Origin of the sequence: Rhizobium sp. CIAT894, assembly GCF_000172795.2 — a bacterium.
Classification (GTDB): Bacteria; Pseudomonadota; Alphaproteobacteria; order Rhizobiales; family Rhizobiaceae; genus Rhizobium.
Genome location: NZ_CP020949.1, coordinates 159,502 through 178,895 on the forward strand (window position 1 = coordinate 159,502; position 19,394 = coordinate 178,895).

17 protein-coding genes and 3 pseudogenes are annotated in these 19,394 nt (G+C 60.2%); 7 read left to right on the plus strand and 13 right to left on the minus strand.

Annotated features, from left to right (window positions below):
* The first annotated feature begins 684 nt into the window (after positions 1–684).
* From RHEC894_RS23455 to RHEC894_RS23475, 5 genes and pseudogenes are all read left to right on the plus strand, one after another.
* Entirely contained in the window at positions 685–1,464 is a 780-nt protein-coding gene (locus RHEC894_RS23455; protein WP_085739406.1) for a transporter substrate-binding domain-containing protein, read from the plus strand.
* Between the two features lie 44 nt (positions 1,465–1,508).
* Positions 1,509–2,879, plus strand: a complete 1,371-nt coding sequence (locus tag RHEC894_RS23460; protein ID WP_085739407.1) for a M20/M25/M40 family metallo-hydrolase — start codon at positions 1,509–1,511, stop codon at positions 2,877–2,879.
* A complete protein-coding gene (locus RHEC894_RS23465) occupies positions 2,872–3,543 on the plus strand; it encodes an ABC transporter permease subunit (RefSeq protein WP_010068436.1) in 672 nt (223 codons plus the stop codon). The genes RHEC894_RS23460 and RHEC894_RS23465 overlap by 8 nt, the downstream gene beginning before the upstream one ends.
* Positions 3,544–3,545: 2 nt before the next feature.
* Positions 3,546–4,229 (plus strand): ABC transporter permease subunit, encoded by a 684-nt coding sequence (locus tag RHEC894_RS23470; protein WP_085739408.1) that lies wholly within the window; start codon positions 3,546–3,548, stop codon positions 4,227–4,229.
* A gap of 90 nt (positions 4,230–4,319) precedes the next feature.
* Positions 4,320–5,062: pseudogene (locus RHEC894_RS23475) on the plus strand (amino acid ABC transporter ATP-binding protein).
* 137 nt (positions 5,063–5,199) lie between these two features.
* On the opposite strand, the gene RHEC894_RS23480 reads toward RHEC894_RS23475, so the two are convergent.
* Complete coding sequence (locus tag RHEC894_RS23480) at positions 5,200–5,637, minus strand: Lrp/AsnC family transcriptional regulator (RefSeq protein WP_085739504.1); 438 nt, start codon at positions 5,635–5,637, stop codon at positions 5,200–5,202.
* A gap of 119 nt (positions 5,638–5,756) precedes the next feature.
* Here RHEC894_RS23480 and rocF point away from each other — a divergent pair, with 119 nt between their 5' ends.
* Positions 5,757–6,677 (plus strand): arginase, encoded by a 921-nt coding sequence (gene rocF / locus RHEC894_RS23485; protein WP_085739409.1) that lies wholly within the window; start codon positions 5,757–5,759, stop codon positions 6,675–6,677.
* 29 nt (positions 6,678–6,706) lie between these two features.
* Positions 6,707–7,768 carry an ornithine cyclodeaminase gene (ocd, locus tag RHEC894_RS23490; RefSeq protein ID WP_085739410.1) on the plus strand — a complete coding sequence of 354 codons (1,062 nt, stop codon included), beginning with the start codon at positions 6,707–6,709 and terminating at the stop codon, positions 7,766–7,768.
* Between the two features lie 134 nt (positions 7,769–7,902).
* Here the strand turns inward: ocd and RHEC894_RS33485 are convergent.
* From RHEC894_RS33485 to RHEC894_RS23550, 12 genes and pseudogenes are all read right to left on the minus strand, one after another.
* Positions 7,903–8,077: pseudogene (locus RHEC894_RS33485) on the minus strand (LysR family transcriptional regulator); the annotation flags it as partial.
* Positions 8,078–8,386: 309 nt separating this feature from the next.
* Positions 8,387–8,713: pseudogene (locus RHEC894_RS33925) on the minus strand (helix-turn-helix domain-containing protein); the annotation flags it as partial.
* Positions 8,713–9,468 (minus strand): SDR family NAD(P)-dependent oxidoreductase, encoded by a 756-nt coding sequence (locus RHEC894_RS23505; protein ID WP_085739411.1) that lies wholly within the window; start codon positions 9,466–9,468, stop codon positions 8,713–8,715. The gene RHEC894_RS23505 and the pseudogene RHEC894_RS33925, both read right to left, overlap by 1 nt.
* Before the next feature lie 18 nt (positions 9,469–9,486).
* Positions 9,487–10,260: an SDR family oxidoreductase gene (locus tag RHEC894_RS23510; protein WP_085739412.1), complete on the minus strand. Its 774-nt coding sequence runs from the start codon at positions 10,258–10,260 to the stop codon at positions 9,487–9,489.
* Positions 10,257–11,765, minus strand: a complete 1,509-nt coding sequence (locus RHEC894_RS23515) for an FGGY-family carbohydrate kinase (protein ID WP_085739413.1) — start codon at positions 11,763–11,765, stop codon at positions 10,257–10,259. Before RHEC894_RS23515 ends, RHEC894_RS23510 begins: the two co-directional genes overlap by 4 nt.
* 48 nt (positions 11,766–11,813) lie before the next feature.
* The gene (locus RHEC894_RS23520) at positions 11,814–12,149 is read right to left on the minus strand and encodes a carboxymuconolactone decarboxylase family protein (protein ID WP_010062968.1); all 336 of its coding nucleotides are present in this window, start codon (positions 12,147–12,149) and stop codon (positions 11,814–11,816) included.
* 9 nt (positions 12,150–12,158) lie between these two features.
* A complete protein-coding gene (locus tag RHEC894_RS23525; RefSeq protein ID WP_085739414.1) occupies positions 12,159–13,751 on the minus strand; it encodes an acetoin dehydrogenase dihydrolipoyllysine-residue acetyltransferase subunit in 1,593 nt (530 codons plus the stop codon).
* Complete coding sequence (locus tag RHEC894_RS23530; protein WP_085739415.1) at positions 13,748–14,722, minus strand: alpha-ketoacid dehydrogenase subunit beta; 975 nt, start codon at positions 14,720–14,722, stop codon at positions 13,748–13,750. Before RHEC894_RS23530 ends, RHEC894_RS23525 begins: the two co-directional genes overlap by 4 nt.
* A complete protein-coding gene (locus tag RHEC894_RS23535; protein ID WP_085739416.1) occupies positions 14,722–15,789 on the minus strand; it encodes a thiamine pyrophosphate-dependent dehydrogenase E1 component subunit alpha in 1,068 nt (355 codons plus the stop codon). Before RHEC894_RS23535 ends, RHEC894_RS23530 begins: the two co-directional genes overlap by 1 nt.
* A gap of 19 nt (positions 15,790–15,808) precedes the next feature.
* Positions 15,809–16,810, minus strand: coding sequence for an ABC transporter permease (locus RHEC894_RS23540; protein WP_085739417.1), 1,002 nt, complete (start codon positions 16,808–16,810; stop codon positions 15,809–15,811).
* A complete protein-coding gene (locus RHEC894_RS23545; protein ID WP_085739418.1) occupies positions 16,807–18,321 on the minus strand; it encodes a sugar ABC transporter ATP-binding protein in 1,515 nt (504 codons plus the stop codon). Before RHEC894_RS23545 ends, RHEC894_RS23540 begins: the two co-directional genes overlap by 4 nt.
* Positions 18,322–18,386: 65 nt before the next feature.
* A complete protein-coding gene (locus RHEC894_RS23550; RefSeq protein ID WP_085739419.1) occupies positions 18,387–19,334 on the minus strand; it encodes a substrate-binding domain-containing protein in 948 nt (315 codons plus the stop codon).
* Positions 19,335–19,394: the final 60 nt, after the last annotated feature.

A 19,394-nucleotide genomic window follows, 5' to 3' on the forward strand; every position in this document is an offset into this window, starting at 1 on the left:
GTAGATCTGTGGGCGCCCATTGGTCGAAGAACTGATGCTAACGGTACGCCTAACTGATGAGGCCGCAAGCTACTCCGAATGCCGATTTCACCAACAAGGTGCGCGAGAAGGCAATGGGCAGGCCCTGATCTCTTGAACTGCGACGTCTTTGGCAACGTCATTCGCTTCCTCCTCCCGATCGCAATCGAAGACGGCGTGTTCTTCGAAGCGATGCCATTATCGAAGACACATAGCGCGAATGCGCTGCGGAAGCCGCACCCATGACCATTTCTGACGAACTGCTTTCCAAGCTCTAGGACCCGTCGCTGGCCGCCGATAAGGCGTTGATCGGAGAATGGGTTGAAGAGCGACAGCGGCAAGACTTGGGAGGTCACCAACCGGTCGAATGGCGATGTTATCGCCACTCTGCCGGATATGAACCGCGCGGAGACAGCCCGCTCCATCGACGCCCCCTACAGACCCAGAGCTTTAGGCCAAAGACCGGCAAGTAGCGCGCGGCCGTTCTGCCAAAGCTCTATGACCTGATTGTCGCTAATGCCGATGACCTCGCCGCAATCCTGACGGCAGAGTTTCGCTCTTCGTCAAGGAAAGCGCCATATCGGCCGCTCGATCCAATCCACTTCAAACAATTCCATCCGCCCTGCAAAGCGGAGGATGTTTTCGTTTCCACAAAAGGGGAATCTCATGAAACGAATGACTATCGCACTTGGCTTCGCATTCCTTGCCACTGCCGCATCGGCCGAGGATCTTCGCATTGGCACCAGTGCCGACTATCCCCCGTGGGAGTCGGTCGATGCCAGCGGACAAATCGTCGGCTTCGACAAGGACGTCGGCGACGAAATCTGCAAACGCATCGCCGCCACGTGCGCTTGGCAGAACCAGGCATATGACGGCCTTCTGCCGGGCCTCCAGGTTGGCAAGTTCGATCTGGTGATTTCGGGCGTCTCGATTAACGACGAACGCTCCCAGAAGGTCGACTTTTCTGCCGCCTATGCAGACGCGCCGAATTCCATCGTCGCCGCCGCCGGAAGCAAAACGGCTGATGCCAAGTCCGCATCGGACCTGCAAGGCGCCCTAGCAAAGGCTGCGATCGGCGTCCAGACCGGCACGACCCATGAGCAGGTTATCCGCGCAAACTTCCCGGATGCCGATATCCGCGTCTATGACCGTCCGGATCAGATAGCGGACGACCTGATCGCGGGCCGTATCGATGCTGGCCTGATGGAGCGTTCCGCTTGGGAGCCGCTCGTGAAGGACCGTGGTGCGGACAAGCTGATCTACGCCGGCCCGCTCTTAACGAGCGCAGATTTTTCAGAGTTTGGCAAGGGTCAAGGCGTGGCCATGGGCAAGGGTAAGACCGAGCTCAAAGGAAAGATCGATGGCGCGGTGCAGTCAATGCTGCAAGACGGAACGATCAAGTCCATTGCCGAAAAATGGTTTCGTTACGACCTCTCCAAGAAGTGACGACCAGAGGGAGGCGATAAGTCGCCTCCCAAGCAGGAGTTAAAATGCGCCCATCCCCCGAAATCGTAGCTGCGGCAAGGAAGGATTTGTCCGACCTTGTCGCCATTCCATCCGTAAGTGCACGAGGAGAAGGACTCGAGCGTTGTGCGCAACAGATTGAAGAGCTGCTGTCCTCAGCCGGTTTTCAGACTGAGCAGCATTCGGGAGGCGTCGGTCCCTTCGTAGTCGGAGAAATCGGCGACGGCCCTTTCACCCTCGTTATCTACAACCACTACGATGTGCAACCTGAAGACCCGATCGACTTATGGACAGCAAAGCCGTTCCATCTTGTTGAGCGCGACGGGCGCCTATACGGGCGCGGCGCGGCCGATGACAAGGGCGAGTTTGTCAGTCGCCTTGCCGGATGGCGGGCCTTCCGCGCCAAGCATATGGAACCGTTGCCTTTCAAGATCATCTGGATCGTGGAAGGCGAAGAAGAGATCGGAAGCCCGTCGCTCCTTGGGTTCATCGAAAAGAGGTTTCCCGACACACGGGCGGATCTTTGCTGGTGGGAGTTCGGCGAGGTCGACAAAACAGGGCGCCCCATTATCCTGATGGGGTTTAAGGGGATCCTGGCGGTCGAGCTTCATTGCCGAACTGCCAGAGCAGACCTCCATTCCAGTCTTGGTGCGATCTTTGACAATCCTCTGTGGCGGCTGGCGGCGGCCGTCTCATCCCTTCGCGATACCGCGGGCCGAATTCTTATTGATGGATTTTACGATGCTGTACTCGCGCCGGACGCGCGCAGTTCCAAGCTTGCAGCCTGGCCGCCCTTCGCCCTCGAAGACCTGCAAGAGGAGACCGGCGGCCGCAGACTTTTGAGTGGGATCGATGGATCGACATTCTATGAGCATCTCAATTTCGAGCCATGCCTCAATGTGAACGGCTTCCACGGAGGGTATGGCGGCGAAGGTGCCAAGACAGTGCTTCCGTGCTCCGGGGTTGTGAAGCTGGATTTCCGCCTGGCTCCAGGCCAAGAGCCCATCAAGATCGCCGAGCTGCTTAGGCTGCACCTTGACCGGACTGGCTTCGAGGATCTCGAGCTGAACATCCTGGACGCCGAGGTCTTGGGGGTTCGCAGCGATCCGTCGCATCCTGCCGTCGAATTCGGTGCAAAGCTGCTTGAGAAGTGGTTTGATCGCCCCGCGGTGATTCAGCCCAGTTCAGCCGCATCAGGATTGGCCTATCCATTCGTCCATAAGTTCGGCGCAACGCTCTTCGGCGCAGGGCTCACTCATCACGGCGCGATGCTGCATTCCCCGGATGAAAACATCCTGGTCGAGCATTTTGAAAACATGATCGGCTTCTCTGCGGAGTTCTTCGCCGCGCTTTGTGACCATGCGGCCGTTCTCTCCAAAGGGATCGTCAATGCTTGATGCAGTCTTTCAGTACAAGGAGCAGCTCCTCCAGGGACTGCTGATGACGCTCGGCGTCGCCGTCGGTAGTTTGGTTGCCGGCTCATTGATCGCCGTGGTGCTTGCCCCTCTGGCGATCTACGGAAACCGCGTCACCCGCCGCATAATCATGGGCTATGTCAGCCTGATCCGGGGACTCCCGGAGCTTCTGGTCATCTTCCTTATCTTCTACGGCGGCACGGTCCTTCTGACGAACCTCACAGGAAGCTACGTCGAAGTTGACGCAATGAGCGCGGGGATCGCCGCCCTCTCCGTTGTCGCGGCCGCATATCTGACAGAAATTCTGCGCGGCGCGCTGCTCAGCGTTTCAGCAGGACAGTGGGAAGCAGCCCTTGCCCTAGGCTTCCGCCGGCCACGGGCGTTCCGCCTGGTGATACTGCCGCAAATGATGGCTCGTGCCCTTCCCGGCCTGGGCAACCAATGGCTCGTCATTCTAAAGGAAAGTGCGTTGGTTTCGGTGGTTGGGCTTGAGGAACTCATGCGCAAATCGGTAGTTGCCGCGGGGGCGACCCATCAGCCTCTCGCGTTCTATCTCACCGCAGCCGGTCTTTACGTCTCGATCACAGGGGTCTCCAGCCTGCTGCTGAAGGCGTACGAGTCCCGCCTCACATCGCATTTGAGATAAATATGCTGTCCCTGGACCTTTTTGAACCAGCCTTCATGGCCGTGAAAGACGGCTTCCTTCTCACCCTGGTGATCACGGTCGCCAGCTTTTGCCACGGCCAAATTCTGGCCCTGCCGTTTGCGCTTGGTCTGACCTCGGAACGGCGTCCGCTCCGCTTGGCTGTTTCAACCTACACGTTTTTCGTGCGCGGGAGCCCCCTGCTCGTGCAATTGTTTATCATCTACTATGGATTGGGGCAGATCGAGGCCGTCCGTGACAGTTTCCTATGGCCAATCCTCCGTAGCCCTATCTACTGCGCGATTATAGCGATCGGCCTGAATTCCGCAGCCTATTCCGCGGAACTGCTCGCCGGTGCAATCCGACAGTTACCATCAGGGCAACGGGAGGCAGGGAAAGCGCTTGGCATCCGTCATGGCGTCCTTCTTGTAAAAATCGTCCTCCCGCAGGCCTACCGCGCAGTACTCCCCGCTATTGGCAACGAACTCGTTCTCGTCATGAAGGGATCGACTCTGGCCAGCGCCGTGACTGTCATGGAGATGACGGGATCGGCCCGTGTTTTTGTCGCCCGTAGCTACGCGCCATTTGAGACCTTCCTCATCGCCGGGACCATCTATCTTGTCCTCGGTGCGGTTTTCGGGCGAATCTTCAGGCTCATCGAAGCGCGAACAGCCATTCCGGGGCGTTGAGGCATGTCCAACATGGATCTTGAAGTGCTCCCGCAACGAATACAACGGATCACAGCTCGTGTAGCTGTGGCAGCATTATAAGGTCTTGAAATGATGTACGCACAGAGACACGCCGTTCGCCTGGTGGAGGTGAACAAATGGTACGGACAATTTCACGTACTTAAGGATATCGATCTCGATGTGGGAATTGGCGAACGCATCGTCATCGCCGGGCCGTCCGGTTCCGGAAAATCGACGATGATCCGCTGCATCAACCGGCTGGAAGAACACAAGAAGGGTACGATCGTCGTTGATGGCATCGAGCTCACCAACGAAAAAAGATTGACGAAGTGCGCCGTGAAGTCGGCATGGCGTTCCAGCACTTCAACCTCTTCCCGCACCTGACCATCCTGGAAAACTGCACGCTGGCCCCAATCTGGGTGCGCAAGATGCCAAAGAAGCAGGCTGAAGAGGTCGCCATGCACTTCCTGAAGCGCGTCAAGATCCCCGAGCAGCCCAACAAGTACCCAGGCCAGCTTTCGGGCGGTCAGCAACAGCGCGTTGCGATTGCCCGCTCGCTGTGCATGAAGCCGAAAATACTGCTGTTCGATGAGCCGACCTCGGCGCTCGATCCTGAGATGGTCAAAGAAGTGCTCGACACCATGGTCTCGCTCGCCGAAGAAGGGATGACGATGATCTGCGTGACCCATGAAATGGGCTTTGCCCGCCAGGTGGCAAACCGCGTGATCTTCATGGACGAGGGCCGGATCGTTGAACAGAACATCCCCGCTCAGTTCTTCGACAATCCCCAGCACGAACGCACCCGCCTGTTCCTAAGCCAGATCCTGCACTGATGACGGTGCCGGGCGATCGAAGTCAGGCCCTGATCGACCATAGAGTTGTGAACATCGGGAATCTTGAGCTTCGCTAAGGTGTTGATGCGGGGTGGGCACAATAAGCGTGAAATTCGACGGCTTGGCTCGAAAGGTCTTTAAAGCTTCGCCCTTGTGGATCGAGGCGTCGACAACAGCAAATTCGTCTCGCTGTTAGTGATGCCTGGAACGAGCCGGATCTTGCGAAGCACGGCGTCGAAATCGGTGAGACTTGAGGCGCTCAGTTCCACCAAGAGGTCCCAACGGCCATTTGTCGTGTGGATCTGCGAAATTTCCGGAAAACCTCCGAGGGTGCGGATCACGCGATCCGTTACATGGCCCTCAATCTCGATCATCATGACCCCCCGCACAACGTCCTCAAGGGCATCTGCTCGAAGCATAACCGTATAGCCGAGGATGGTTCCATCGTGCTCCATCCGCTCTATCCTGGCTCGCACCGTCGCACGCGATGCACTGGTCTCAAGAGCAAGATCCGAAACGCTTCGCCGTCCATTCCCGCGCAAGAGTGTTACGATTTTTTGATCGAGGTCATCCATGCCACTTTGGTCCATGTGCCAATCAACTTGAGCAGAATAGCATTACGTTCTGCCAAATTTCAATATTCAATCTGCCAGTCTCGCCGGTTACTCTGCCCAAAGTCAAACGGGAGTAAGTCATGGAATGCACGCTGATCGGCGCCCCCTTGCAAATTGGAGCGGGGCAGCTTGGCTGTGAAATGGGGCCGAGCGTTCTTCGAATCGCTGGCCTTCGCGCAGCGCTTGAAGAACTGGGGCATACCGTAAAGGACGTCGGAAACCTCACACCTCGAACCTTCGACGAGATGCCCCATCCCAATGCGGCAGTACATCACCTTGGGGAGACCGTTGCCTGGGTCGAGGCGCTGTCGTCTGCTGCCTACGAACACAGCGCCAATGGCATGCCCATATTCTTGGGCGGCGACCACGCGATATCCGCCGGTACGGTACCAGGACTTGCCCGCCGGGCTGCAGAGCTTGGCCGGCCGCTGTTTGTTCTCTGGCTCGACGCCCATACCGATTTCCACAGCCTTGAGACGACAGCAAGCGGTAATCTGCATGGAACACCGGTCGCCTATTACACTGGCCAGGCTGGTTTCGACGGATATTTTCCCACACTGGTGCATGCGGTCCCCACTGAAAACGTCTGCATGATTGGCATTCGAAGCGTCGATTCAGCCGAGCAAGCCGCGATCAAGCGCACCGGCATCACGGTCCACGACATGCGCGTGATCGATGAACACGGCGTCGCTGTTCTCGTCAGGAACTTTATCGAAAAGGTGAAGGCCGCCAACGGCCTCCTGCATGTGAGCTTTGACGTCGATTTCCTGGAGCCCGACATCGCACCCGCAGTCGGCACTACAGTGCCTGGCGGAGCGACCTACCGCGAAGCGCATCTGATCATGGAAATGCTCCATGACAGCAACCTCGTGACGAGCCTCGACATCGTCGAGCTCAATCCGTTTCTCGACGAACGCGGCAAGACCGCCAAACTGCTCGTCGATCTAGTCGCCAGCCTGATGGGCAAGCGGGTGATGGATCGCCCGACCCTCGCAGGCTGACGATCGCTGATCTTTTTTTGGAGGACAAAATGAACACTGAGCACAGACTGAACATCGTCCCGTTCGTCAGCGTCGATCACATGATGAAGCTGGTCCTTAAGGTTGGTATCGATCGGTTCCTCGTGGAACTGGCGGCCGTCATCGAGGAAGATTTCCGCCGGTGGCCGGTCTTCGACAAGACGCCTCGTGTTGCCTCCCATTCGGAAGAAGGCGTCATCGAGTTGATGCCGACGAGCGATGGAACGCTCTACGGCTTTAAATATGTGAACGGTCATCCGAAGAACACCCGCGACGGCCGCCAGACCGTAACAGCATTCGGCGTGTTGTCTGATGTCGGTAACGGTTACCCGATGCTGCTGACTGAAATGACAATCCTTACCGCGTTGCGCACGGCAGCGACGTCCGCAGTCGCCGCAAAATATCTGGCTCGTCCGAACGCCCGGACGATGGCGATCATAGGCAATGGCGCGCAAAGCGAGTTCCAAGCCCGTGCGTTTAAGTCACTCCTTGGGGTCGATAAGCTTCGGCTCTACGACATCGACCCCTCGGCAACGCGGAAATGCGCCCGAAATCTCGCTGGTCTCGGCTTCATGATCGAGCATTGCTCGTCAGTTGAAGAAGCCGTTGAGGGGGCCGACATCGTCACCACCGTGACGGCAGACAAGCAGTGCGCGACCATCCTGTCGGATAACCATGTCGGCCCGGGCATCCATATCAACGCCGTAGGCGGCGACTGCCCCGGCAAGACGGAACTCAGCAAGGATATCCTCCTGCGCTCGGACATCTTTGTGGAATATCCGCCACAGACCCGCATCGAAGGCGAAATCCAGCAGTTGCCGGCCGAGCATCCTGTCATCGAACTTTGGCAGGTGATGACCGGGCAGGTGAACGGCCGTACAAGCGCCGACCAGATCACGCTGTTCGACAGCGTCGGCTTCGCCATCGAAGACTTCTCGGCCCTTCGCTACGTACGGGAGAAGATCACGCAGTTCGAGATGTTCACCGAACTCGACCTCCTCGCCGACCCCGACGAACCCCGCGATCTCTACGGCATGTTGCTGCGCTGTGAACAGACACTCAACGCCGCCTGAGGCACGCCCACGAAGCATGTCCTCCACCGCGCAGGAATGCGAGGCGGAGGGCGGTTCAAGCCTTTAAGGAGTATCGGCTGTATGGTGCAACCGGCAACTAGAAACCGACCACTGAAGAATTCGGAGGCGCCATAGGTAGGCCGGCACGGATGGTCGCGGACGATTAAGACCGCGCCGACCTCTTCCTCAAGCGCTCTAATATGTTGCGAGACTGCCGAAGGCGTAATCCGAAGGTACTTTGGCCGCCCGCTCGAAGCTTGTGTTACGAAGGACTTCGGCAAGTGCCTCAAGCTGAAATCGATCCAACATCGTCAATCTGCCTTATGCCAGTTAAGGAAATCTCATTTGTTCGCTTGCGATTCCCGTCTTACACAAGGAACAGCTAAGACATCATGATGATCGACAACGGGAAGAGTTCGAATGTAGCGCAGGGAAGTGGTGTAAACCGCTTATGCCCCCAAATCTAGCCGGTCGTTGCGGGCGACGTCACCCGGCGACACCGCAGCGCGATTTGCGCTTGTCCACTTTAGTTTCCCCGGCGCTTCAAAATTTATAGCGCGCCGTCTATCCTGACAATGGCTGATGTACACCAAGCCTGCCGCCGACAAATATGGGGCGCTATACCGTGCTATTCGGACTGTTTCCTGTTCCATCCCGTAAGCTCGAATCGATCGCGCTCCTTGTCTGGCGAGACCTCCCGTGGGCGGCAGCTAATGCAATCTCAATCGCGAGCTCGCTCCCCGAGTGCCCTGGAACGTGGGTGATCGGCGCGGCCTTTGATGGCGTCGACGATGTCTGGAAACGACTTCTGTATTCGTTCGGGATTACGCCGATGGTCTTCGCGAAGACCCTGCGCATGGCATTCACGTCCGCAAAGCCGCAAGTGGTAGCGATTCTCAAGAGTGGCTGCGCGGTGTCTTGCAGCAGTCGTCTTGCGGCATCCGTCAACTCAATACAATACCGCCGTCGACGTTGAGTGTCTGACCGGTGATGAAGGCGGCATCGCCGGATGCGAAAAATGCCACCGCACCGACGACGTCCTCGGGATCTCCGATCCGGCGCATCGCGGTTTTGTCCTGCCAACCTTTGCGCACGGCCGGATCATCGAGATTGACGCGACCCATATCGGTCAGGATGATGCCGGGGCAGACGCAATTTGCCGTGATGCCGTCGACACCGACCTCCTGCGCTAGAACGCGGGTGAAGCCCATCACTGCTGCCTTTGATGCGGAGTAATGCGCCTGTTCCGGCGCGCCATGCTTGCCCCCGATCGAGGCTATGTTGACAATGCGGCCGTATTTCCGGGCCTTCATCATGGGTAGAACGGACTGGATGACGAGGAACGTGCCTTTGGCGTTCACGTCCATAACGCTGTCCCAGTATTCTTCCTTGAGACCTTCGACATCGCCGGAAATCAGAATGCCGGCATTGTTGACGACGGCGTCGAGGTGCCCGAAGGCCGCACGGACCTCCCCCGCCATCCGGCCAACATCCGCTTTGTTGCTGACATCGGCAAACACGATTAGTGCCCTGCGTCCAAAGCTCTCGATCTCGACTGCTACCTCCGCCAGCGCGTCCCTCTGCCGCTCGATATCGTTGATCACCACATCATAGCCACGCTTGGCCATGCCAACGGCGATCGCCTTGCCGATACCACGGCTGGCGCCTGTCACCAGCACCGTTCTTGTCTGTTCATGCATTTTTCAAACTCCTCCAGATTACATCGCGGTATATCCGCCATCGACCGTCAGCACCGTTCCGGTGATGTAACTCGATGCGTCGGCGGCCAGAAAAAGAACGGCATTGGCGATTTCTCGCGGTTCGCCGAGACGACCCATCGGCGTCATGCGCATCCAGGTGCCAAACCATTCCTCATTGCTTCGGCCCTTGAGCGTCATTTCGGTGCCGACATAGCCGGGAGCGACAGCGTTGACGCGCACGCCCTGCTTGGCCCATTCGACCGCCAGCGATTTGGTCAGGAGGTTCACCCCAGCCTTCGCCGCATTGTAGGAGACCTGTGGCTGCGGATAGACCGTCACCTCACCGCAGATGGACGAGATATTGACGATCGCGCCGCGTCCATCCGAAATCATGCGCCGCCCGAAGGCCTGTGAGCAATTGAAGACCCCGCCAAGATCGATGTCGATGACGGATTTCCAGTCGTCGAGGCTCATTTCCTCGGCCGGCGCGTTGCGTACGATACCCGCATTGTTGACGAGAATATCGATCCTGCCGTGTGCAGCGTAGAGCCGCTCGACCACCTCGGCAATCTCATCGCGATCCGTGACATCGAGCGCAATGGCGCTCGCCTTGCCGCATGCCCGCTCGATGGCAGCACTCGTCACAGCCGCTTCCGCATCATCAAGGTCGGCAATCACCACATGCGCACCAGCAGCCGCCAGGCGTTCGGCCACCGCACGACCGATACCGCGGGCAGAACCCGTCACCACCGCAACCTTGCCGTCCAGCCTGAAATCCGCGTCGCCCGTCATGTCGTGGTTCCCCTCAGCTCGCGAATGGATTTCAAGGCGGGATAAAGCGCCCGGTATTGCTGGTAGATCTCGTTGTAGAGCGCTGCCTCGCGCGGGCGCGGCTCAATGCGTTTTCCGGGTTTCACCATGGCGGCGATCCCATCGTCGATGGTGGCGAAATGGCCAGCACCATGCGCCGCCAGAACCGCGGAGCCGACGGAGGGCGCATCGCGCGACGCCGGTACGCAGACCGGGAGCCCGGCCGTATCGGCATGGATCTGCAACCAGAGATCAGAGGCACCTGCCCCGCCGCCGACCGTGATCTCGCTGCCGCGATAGCCTGCATCAGCCATGGCATCGAGAATGGCGCGGGTGCCGAAACCGATTCCTTCCATGATCGCGCGGAAGATTTGATGCGGTTCATGCGCAAGCGTCAGTCCGACGATGGCGCCGCGCGACAGCGGATCGGTATAGGGCGTGCGATTGCCCTGAAAGTGATCCTGCACGATGAGACCGTCGCAGCCGGGCTCCAGCGCGACAGCCTTGCGGTTCATCCCGTCCAGATCCATCGTGCCGTTCATCAGGCGCCCGAGCCATGCGATGATCGAGCCTGTCGAGGTCTGACCGCCTTCGACGATGTAGCGCTTGGGATAGACGCAATCGGGATAACTTCCCCAGATTCCCGGTGCATTGAGCGGTGTCTCGGAGACGCCGAATTGCAGATGCGACGATCCGGTGATCAGCGCAAGCTGCCCCGGCCGCGCCACGCCAAGGCCGATCATGCCGATCAGCGCATCCGCACCGCCCTGTACGAGCTTGACGGTCGCGGGCAGACCGAGCGCATCGGCCGCCTTGGCGCTGAGCGTACCGACCACCTCGCCGGGAGCGACCACGCGCTGCGGCCACTTTTGCATCAGTTCGGGTATGCCGAGGGCCTCGACCAGCGATGTCGCCCATCCGCCGCGATCTGTCTGGTAATGCCAGCGAAGGGCGACGTTGTTGAGGCTGGCGGCCCGCTCGCCGGTCAGCCGGAGCGTCATAAAATCCTGATATTCGCAGATAGTATGCGCCGCCTTGAAAATCTCCGGCTCGTTGCGGGCGATCCACAAAGCCTTAGGGACCATCCATTCGGCCGAGACCGGTCCCTTGCCGCCACCATTGGTGATCAACGCGTCGTCGCCGGTGGCCAGCACTGCATCGGCCTCCGCATTGGCGCGCACATCCATCCAGATGATGGCGGGACGCAGCGCCCGACCGTCACGGTCCAGCGCCACCACCGTGCAACTCGTCGTCGCAAGGCAGATCGATTCGATTGCCGCCGGATCGATCCGGCTCTCAGTGATGGCCTGCCGGGAGGCGGTGACAAAGGCGCTCCACCAGTCCTCCGGATTCTGCTCGGCGCGCGCGCCGCTCGAAAACTTCGTCTCATAGGGAACGGCGACGCTGCCGAGGCAGGTGCCGGACAGATCGTAAACCCGTGCGCGCAGGCTCTCGGTGCCGCCATCAGCCGTCAGAAAATAGGCCATTGTCTTCTCCTCCCCCGCCGATCCCTCCAGAGCGGCAGACCTCTTCCGCTATTGCAGTGCCCGCAGGATTTCCAGCGCCTTTGCGCCATACATCACCGCCGGACCGCCACCCATTTCGACAGCCACCTCAAGCGCTTCCACCAGTTCCGCCTCGGTTGCCCCGTGCTTCATGGCGGCATCGACGTGATAGACGATGCAATCCTCGCACCCCTTCGACACGGCAATGGCGACCGCGATCAGTTCCCGCTGCGCCGACGAGAATGCGCCTGCAGTCGTCGCCACCTTGCTGATGCGGGCAAAGCCGCCGAATAACTCTGGGCTGGTCCTGGCAAAGGTACCAATCCGCCGCTGGGCGTCTTTCAGAGTGTCTGTTGCAGTGCTCATCGATAGACCTCATGCTCTTTCGGAAAGAAGGATATCAAGCACATCCTTCGGCTGGTCCCATTGCGGCATATGGCCGGAGCGGGACAGGAGATGGATGGCGACACGCGGCGATACGCACGTGACATGCCGCCACGGAATGATGCGGTCTTCCAGACCGAAGATGACGCGGGTTTCCACGCTCGCTGCCAGCTTTTCGAGCTTGGCGAAGCTGTCCACCTTTTGCCCGGATGGACCGGCAATAGCGGCGGCAAGCGCTGCCAGACGCCCCTTGGCGAGATCCCCGGCAAGGACTGCAAGTGCGCCATCCGAAAGCGGCACGGGGTTGACCGACAGCCGCCGCAGGAGATGCGACACTTCCGCCGCAACCGTTGCCCGCGCCATGCCGTGGACGAAATCACCATCGATCTCCGGCCCGAGACCGGCAGGGGCGAGAAGCGTCAGCGATCCGACACGATCCGGCGCCGTCACCGCGAAATCCACGGCCGCCACGCACCCGAGCGAATGCGCGACAATATCGATCGACCCGGCCGGTGCAACGCGCTGGAGGAACGCGGCGAGATCGGCGGATAGATCCACCGCGGTGGAGGCCGCAATCTCCGTCAGCCCATGGCCGGGCAGGTCGGGAATGAGCACACGATGTCCGGCGCGCTTCAGGCCAGAGGCAATGGCTGCCCAAGTCGTGCGGTCGCCCGCAAACCCATGCAGCAGAAGGGCCGTGCGCGCACCCGATTTGCCCGTATCGAGATAGGCCATGCGGCCGCGTGGAAGGTCGGCAAACAGGACACCGTCCAGCGACTTGCCGCTTGTCTGTGGACTTTCTGACAAGGCTGCAAGCACATCGGCTTTTTCCACGCGCGCCCGTCGCCCCGTGCCCGCAAGGGTCTGGAGATCCACGCCGTTGATGCGGGCTAGGCGACGTGCCACGGGGGTTGCACGAACCGGTCCGCCAGTCGCGCGCTGCCGAATATTGGCGTGTGCCGGAACGGGGACAGCCGCGACGACCGAGGCTTCGATCTCAGCTGGTTTCGCCTCCCGAGCGTCCGATGCCGCTATCGAAATGCGGGCGATGGGCTCTCCAACTGTGACCATTTCCCCGTCGCCCCGCAGAATGGAAACAAGCGTTCCATCCATCAGCGCCGGGAATTCGGCAATCGTCTTGTCCGTCTCGATCTCGATAATCGCCTCACCGCGCGCGAAGCTGTCGCCCGGCGCCTTCAGCCATTTGGCAACGCGGCCCTCTTCCATGGTCTCGCCGAGACGCGGCATGTCGAGATCGGTTTCCACCGGACCCGTCGCCGGGGCCGGAGCGGCTGGCTCGTCGGCAGGCATTTCGCCATCCTCGGCGGTCCAGTCCGGGCCGATGCCTATATCAACGCGGGCGAGCGGCTGGCCGACTTCCACCATATCGCCGACAAGGGCGATGATATCATGCAATGTGCCGTCGCCAAGCGCTGGATATTCGGCGACGGTCTTGTCGGTTTCGATTTCGACGATCGGATCGCCACGCTTGAAGGCATCGCCCGGCTGGATGAGCCAACCGACGACCTTTCCCTCGTCCATGGTCTCGCCGAGGCGAGGCATCTTCAGAATTCGTTCTGTCATCTCACCATTCTCTCGGCAGTGCTGGCGATCAGGGCGGCGGTGGGAACGCTGTTGGTCTCAAGGTCCTGCGATACGGAGATCGGGATATCCTCGCCCGCCACGCGCACGACCGGCTGTTCGAGGAAATCGAAGCATTCCTCGGTGATACGGGCCGAAAGCTCAGCGGCAACGCCGGATGTCATGACGGCCTCCGTCACCACCATCGCCTTGCCGACGCGCTCCACATGCTCGCGCACCGTATCGAAATCGAGCGGATTGAGCGTACGAAGGTCGATCACGGTCACTTCTATGCCCTTGTTTGACAGGGCTTCTGCTGCCTCCATCGCATAATGCACCTGACGCGAATAGGTGACGATGACGAGATCCTTACCTTCGCGGCGCACGGCGGCCTTGCCCCACGGCAGAGGCTCAGCGTCGAGATCCACGTCTTCCTTATGGGTGTAGAGCGCCTTGTGCTCAATGAAGACGACCGGATCGGGTTTGGTCAGGCTTTGGCGCAGCAGATGATAGGCATCGGCCACAGTCGCCGGCATGGCGAGCCGCAGGCCCGGCGTGTGCATTACCCAGGCCTCAAGGCTCTGGGAATGCTGAGCGCCGGCCGACCGGCCCGTGCCGCCCTGCGTGCGCAGCACCATCGGTACGCCCGTCTGGCCGCCGAACATATAGCGGATTTTCGCTGCTTGGTTGGCGAGCTGGTCCATGGTCATGCCGAGAAAGTCGATATACATCAGCTCGGCCACGGGGCGCAGACCCGTCATGGCCGCGCCGACGGCGGTGCCGATGATGGCAGGTTCCGAAATCGGCGTATCGATCAGCCGGTCCGCGCCGTGGATCTTGATGAGATCCTTGGTGACACCATACGCGCCGCCGTAGCGACCGACTTCCTCGCCGATGACGACGATGGACTTGTCTTCCGTCATTGCATCGTCCAGCGCCTTGCGCAGCGCGTCTCTGTAGGTCATCGCGGTCATTATGCTTCATCCCTGGCAAGTACGCGGTCGATACGGGTTCTGACGGGCTCCGGTTCTGGCTCGCCGACCGCATAGACGTCGCGGAACATCGAGCTGAGCGGGGGCGCCTTGGAGTCGACAGAGAAGTCGATGGTGGCGTCCATTTCGGCCGCGATGGTTTTATCGAGATCGTCGAGGGCGGCTTCCTTTTCCAGACCGGTCTCGATCAGGCGGTCGCGGGCAAAGCGCACCGGATCCTTCTTGCGGCCTTCCAGCTCTTCCTCTTCGTTCCGGTAGGGGCTTTTGTCCATGCGGGCGTGGCCGAAGAAACGGTAGACGTCGATGGAAAGAAATCCGGGCTTGCCCGCGCGCGCATCGTCCACCAGCCACCGGGCGGCGGATTGCACGGCCTCGACGTCGAGACCGTCCACGACCGCGCCGTTCAGCCCAAAGGCCTTGGCGCGCTGATCGAAGGCCGTGTTGCGGGTGGCCTGATCGACGCGGGTGCCCATGCCATACTGGTTGTTGATGCACACGAACAGGACAGGCAGATCCCAAAGGGCCGCCATGTTCATGCTCTCATAGAGAATGCCCTGCTGCATCGCGCCGTCACCGAAGAAGGCGATGGAGACGGACCCCTTCTTAAAATATTTGGAGGACAGGCCCGCCCCGACCACAGCTGGAATGCCGCCGCCTACGATGGCATTGGCGCCCAGATGCCCGAGCGCCATATCAGCGATGTGCATCGATCCGCCCTTGCCCTTGCAATAGCCGGTTTCCTTGCCGCCGATTTCCGCCATCATCTGCTTGGGATCGGCGCCGCGCGCCAGGAAGATGCCGTGGCCGCGGTGATGTGTGGTGAAGGTATCCTGCGGCTGCATGGCGTCACAGACCCCGGCGGCGGTCGATTCCTCGCCGATGGACAGATGCAACATTGAGCCGGCCGACTGGCCGCGAACGAAGAGTTCGCCGACACGCTCCTCGAAGGTGCGGATGCGTCGCATGGTGCGATAGAGATCCAGAAGATTGGAGTTGGCGGGGCCTTGCGTGGCCCTCCCCTCGCCTGACAGTTCGGTTTTGATGGTCATGGAAATACCGTCCTCGATCTCAGAGAAGCTTGAGCTTGGTGGTGCGGGAAACGATGGCCACCGCAATCAGGATGATGAGGCCCTTGACGATGCTCTGGATGTAGGTGTCCATGCCGATCAGGTTCAGGCCGTTGTTGATGACGCCGATGAACAGCGCGCCGAAGAAGGTGCCGGCAATCGTCGCCGTGCCCGGCCGGAACATCGTCATGCCGATGAACACGGTGGCAAGGCCATCCAGCAGGTAACGTTCGCCCGCATTGGGCTGGCCGGAGCCCAGACGGGCGGCCAGAAGCGCGCCGGCAATGCCCGCAAACACGCTGCAGACGATCATGGCGGCCGCGCGGTAGAAGCGGCCGTTAACGCCGGAGAGTTCAGCCGCTTTCAGATTGCCGCCAACCGCATAGATGTAGCGGCCGAAAATCGTGCGCTCCATCAGGAACCAGGCAAGCACCACGAACGCGACCATGAAATAGGCAAGCACCGGAATGCCGAAAAGCTGGCCCTGGCCGAGAAACAGATATTCCTCCGGCAAACCGCCATAGATGGCGCGGCCACCGGTCATCAAGAAGTTGATGCCGTACAGGATCGAGCCGGTGGCAAGCGTGGCGATCAACGACGGCACGCCGACAAGCGTGACCAGCGCCGAATTGACTGCGCCGACAGCGAAGCCTGCAGCGATACCAGCCAGAAGCGCCAAGGGCAGCGGCACGCCGGAGATCAAAAGCAGCGGCACCAGAATGCCGGCGAGGCCGACCATGTAGCCGACGGACAGGTCCATCTCGCGGGCCGCAAAGCCAAAGGTCAACCCTGCCCCGACGATGGTCAGCATCGAGATCTGCTGGATGATGTTGAGTAGATTGGACGTGGTCAGAAACCGGTCGACCGTCAGCGCGAAGCCGAGAAAGAGCAGGATGAGTGCAAAGAGCGTGCTGTATTTCAGCATCCAGTCGCGGCGCACGGGGCTGGAAGACGCAGCGCCTGTACGGGCCGCCTTGGATGAGGCTGGGGATTCGGCGATCATGGGGAAACTCCTGCCATGGCGGAAATGAAACGGGCCTCGGAAAAGCCCGGGCGATCAAGGCCGGGTGCTGCCTCGCCATTGACGAAGGGAACGACGCGGTGGGCGATATCGGCAATTTCGAGCAGGTCCGACGAGGCGACGACGATCGCCGCTCCTTGCGCAGAAAGCCTGCGCAACTGCGCATGGATCTCGCGTTTGGCGCCGATATCGACGCCTTCGGTCGGCTCGACGAAAATCATCAGGCGGTAGCGGTCCCCGGCCCCGTAGAGCCATTTGCCGATCGAGACCTTCTGCTTGTTGCCGCCACTCAGATCCTTGATCATCTGGCTGTGCGAATGCGCCTTCACATTGAGGAGTGCCATGATAGTATTGGCTTCCCGCGCTTCGCGGGCAAGCGAGATAACGCCTGTGGTGCCGAACGCCCCGTGATCGGGATGCACCATGGCGAGGTTTTCACCCACGTCCCACTCACCGATAAGCGAATTTTCCATGCGCTGGTCCGGGATGAAGGCGACGCCCTTGCGCTGCATGGTGCGCGCATCTACGGTCTTCAGATCCTCGCCACATAACCGGTAGGTTCCGGCCACAGCGCCCGTTCCGGTATAAACCGTGCGGGCAAAGCCGAAATGCCCGGCTCCGGTCAGGCCGATGAGACCAACGATTTCACCAGCGCGGACCGAAAACGCATTCACCCGCACGTTGCCTGTCTTCCAGTCACGGATCTCCAGCACAGTCTCGCCTGCGACGGGCGATTTTGCGGAATCTGCGGCAGTGGAGTCTGTCTTGCCGGAGCGCTGCAGCATCATGTCGATCAGTTGCGCCTCGCTGGTCTCGTCTGCCGCAAGGGTGGCGATATGCCGCCCGTCGCGCAGCACGGTAACACGGTCGCTGAGCGCCTTGATTTCGGAGAGAAAGTGGCTGATCAGCACGATGCCGACGCCGTTTGACGGAAGCGTCCTGATGATGCTCCAGAGGCTTTCCTTCTCGCGGGCGGGAAGTGTGGCGGTCGGTTCGTCCAGAATGAGCAGGCGGATATCGCCGCGCAATGCCCGGACGATCTCGATCACCTTCTGGTCGGCCATGGGCAAGCTCTCAACGGATGCGTCGAGGTCTATATCCAGTTGCGGGAACCAGCGGGTAAGCAGATCACGGGCGCGCTGGCGCAACTTCGCCTTATTAATGATGCCGAAACCAAGTTTCGGCTCATCGCCGAGCAGAATGTTCTGCGCGCCGCTGAGACCCGGTACGAGGCTGCCTTCCTGCGAGACATGGGCGATGCCTTTGCGCAGCGCGTCTCCCGGATTGTGCAGCGTGACCGGCTGGCTGTCGATGGCGATGGCCCCGCCAGTCGGCTGTTTGCTACCGCCGAGGATACTGACAAGCGTCGTCTTGCCCGCACCGTTTTCACCGATCAGCCCATGGACCTCCGTGAACCGGAAATCGATCGAGACGTTATCGAGCGCGCGGGTGCCGGGATATTGCATGACAATTTCGGATAGCCTGACCGACATGGGTCTCTCCTCACATATGGTCCGGTGACTGCCGGTCCCGACCTGCGCCGGGACCGGCCTAGCAGTCACTTGGGGAGGAAATCCTTGCAGTTCTGGTTCGTCACGAGCGGCGCGTCGAGATAGACGGTCTTCGACGGGATGACCTTTGCCGGGTCTTCCTTTTTCTCGACGATGGCCTCGATCCAGTCGCCGACCTGTACGCCCATCTTCTCGAAGGGCTGGCTGACGGTGGCGATCATCAGACTGTCCGGCTTGCAGACTTCTTCGACCGCTTGCGGATGTCCGTCGATGCCGATGACCTTGACGTTTTTCAGGCCCGCAGCGGTCAGCGCGTTGATAGCAGCCTGTGCCGGCTCGTCCCACGGCGCCCAGACGGCATTGATCTGATCGCCGAAGCGGGCTGCGTAATCCTGCATCGTCGATGTCGTGTCTTCGAAGAAGGCGGTGTAGTCGATATTGTGTTCGGCCAGAACCTTGATGTCGGGATATTCCTTGAGGATGGTCTCCATCACGTCGCCGCGCTTGCGCGTTCCGTGATGCTCGGCCATGCGCAGGAAAATGATGTTGCCCTTGCCGCCCAGCTCATTGAGAAGGTACGGAGACACGCTTGAGGACATGGCCCAGTTGTTGGTAGTGATATCGACCATCACACCGGTGATATAACCGCTATCGACTGTAAAGACCGGGATCTTGGCGGCAATGGCCGCATCCAGGGCTGCCCGCGATGCGCGCAGATCGGCCATGGTGATGACGATGGCGTCCACGCCACGCGAGGCCGCGTCCTGCAGGTTTGACGCCGTCCGCTCGCCCGATCCGCCGCTGTCGAGCAGGCTGATCTTCCAGTCCTTGCCCTTTTCCTTCAGCCAGCCGTCGAAACCGGCCTTCACCCGCTGCTCTGACTGCGCCGCAGCGTTGGCATGGACCCATGCGATGTCCATGGCGCTCGCACTGGCAGCGCCCATAAGAATTGTCATAGCGGTGGCCGCAGCCATCCGCTTCAGGAATTTGGTCATTGCGTTCTCCTCCGCATACGGGTCGTCCACATTGACCCGCTTCACAATTCGCGGTCATTA

Excerpts from the sequence above, each read along its gene's own strand:
- RHEC894_RS23455 (WP_085739406.1), top strand. The coding sequence starts at position 685 with ATGAAACGAATGACTATCGCACTTGGCTTCGCATTCCTTGCCACTGCC.
- RHEC894_RS23460 (WP_085739407.1), top strand. The coding sequence starts at position 1,509 with ATGCGCCCATCCCCCGAAATCGTAGCTGCGGCAAGGAAGGATTTGTCC.
- RHEC894_RS23465 (WP_010068436.1), top strand. The coding sequence starts at position 2,872 with ATGCTTGATGCAGTCTTTCAGTACAAGGAGCAGCTCCTCCAGGGACTG.
- RHEC894_RS23470 (WP_085739408.1), top strand. The coding sequence starts at position 3,546 with ATGCTGTCCCTGGACCTTTTTGAACCAGCCTTCATGGCCGTGAAAGAC.
- RHEC894_RS23480 (WP_085739504.1), bottom strand. The coding sequence starts at position 5,637 with ATGGATGACCTCGATCAAAAAATCGTAACACTCTTGCGCGGGAATGGA.
- rocF (WP_085739409.1), top strand. The coding sequence starts at position 5,757 with ATGGAATGCACGCTGATCGGCGCCCCCTTGCAAATTGGAGCGGGGCAG.
- ocd (WP_085739410.1), top strand. The coding sequence starts at position 6,707 with ATGAACACTGAGCACAGACTGAACATCGTCCCGTTCGTCAGCGTCGAT.
- RHEC894_RS23505 (WP_085739411.1), bottom strand. The coding sequence starts at position 9,468 with ATGCATGAACAGACAAGAACGGTGCTGGTGACAGGCGCCAGCCGTGGT.
- RHEC894_RS23510 (WP_085739412.1), bottom strand. The coding sequence starts at position 10,260 with ATGACGGGCGACGCGGATTTCAGGCTGGACGGCAAGGTTGCGGTGGTG.
- RHEC894_RS23515 (WP_085739413.1), bottom strand. The coding sequence starts at position 11,765 with ATGGCCTATTTTCTGACGGCTGATGGCGGCACCGAGAGCCTGCGCGCA.
- RHEC894_RS23520 (WP_010062968.1), bottom strand. The coding sequence starts at position 12,149 with ATGAGCACTGCAACAGACACTCTGAAAGACGCCCAGCGGCGGATTGGT.
- RHEC894_RS23525 (WP_085739414.1), bottom strand. The coding sequence starts at position 13,751 with ATGACAGAACGAATTCTGAAGATGCCTCGCCTCGGCGAGACCATGGAC.
- RHEC894_RS23530 (WP_085739415.1), bottom strand. The coding sequence starts at position 14,722 with ATGACCGCGATGACCTACAGAGACGCGCTGCGCAAGGCGCTGGACGAT.
- RHEC894_RS23535 (WP_085739416.1), bottom strand. The coding sequence starts at position 15,789 with ATGACCATCAAAACCGAACTGTCAGGCGAGGGGAGGGCCACGCAAGGC.
- RHEC894_RS23540 (WP_085739417.1), bottom strand. The coding sequence starts at position 16,810 with ATGATCGCCGAATCCCCAGCCTCATCCAAGGCGGCCCGTACAGGCGCT.
- RHEC894_RS23545 (WP_085739418.1), bottom strand. The coding sequence starts at position 18,321 with ATGTCGGTCAGGCTATCCGAAATTGTCATGCAATATCCCGGCACCCGC.
- RHEC894_RS23550 (WP_085739419.1), bottom strand. The coding sequence starts at position 19,334 with ATGACCAAATTCCTGAAGCGGATGGCTGCGGCCACCGCTATGACAATT.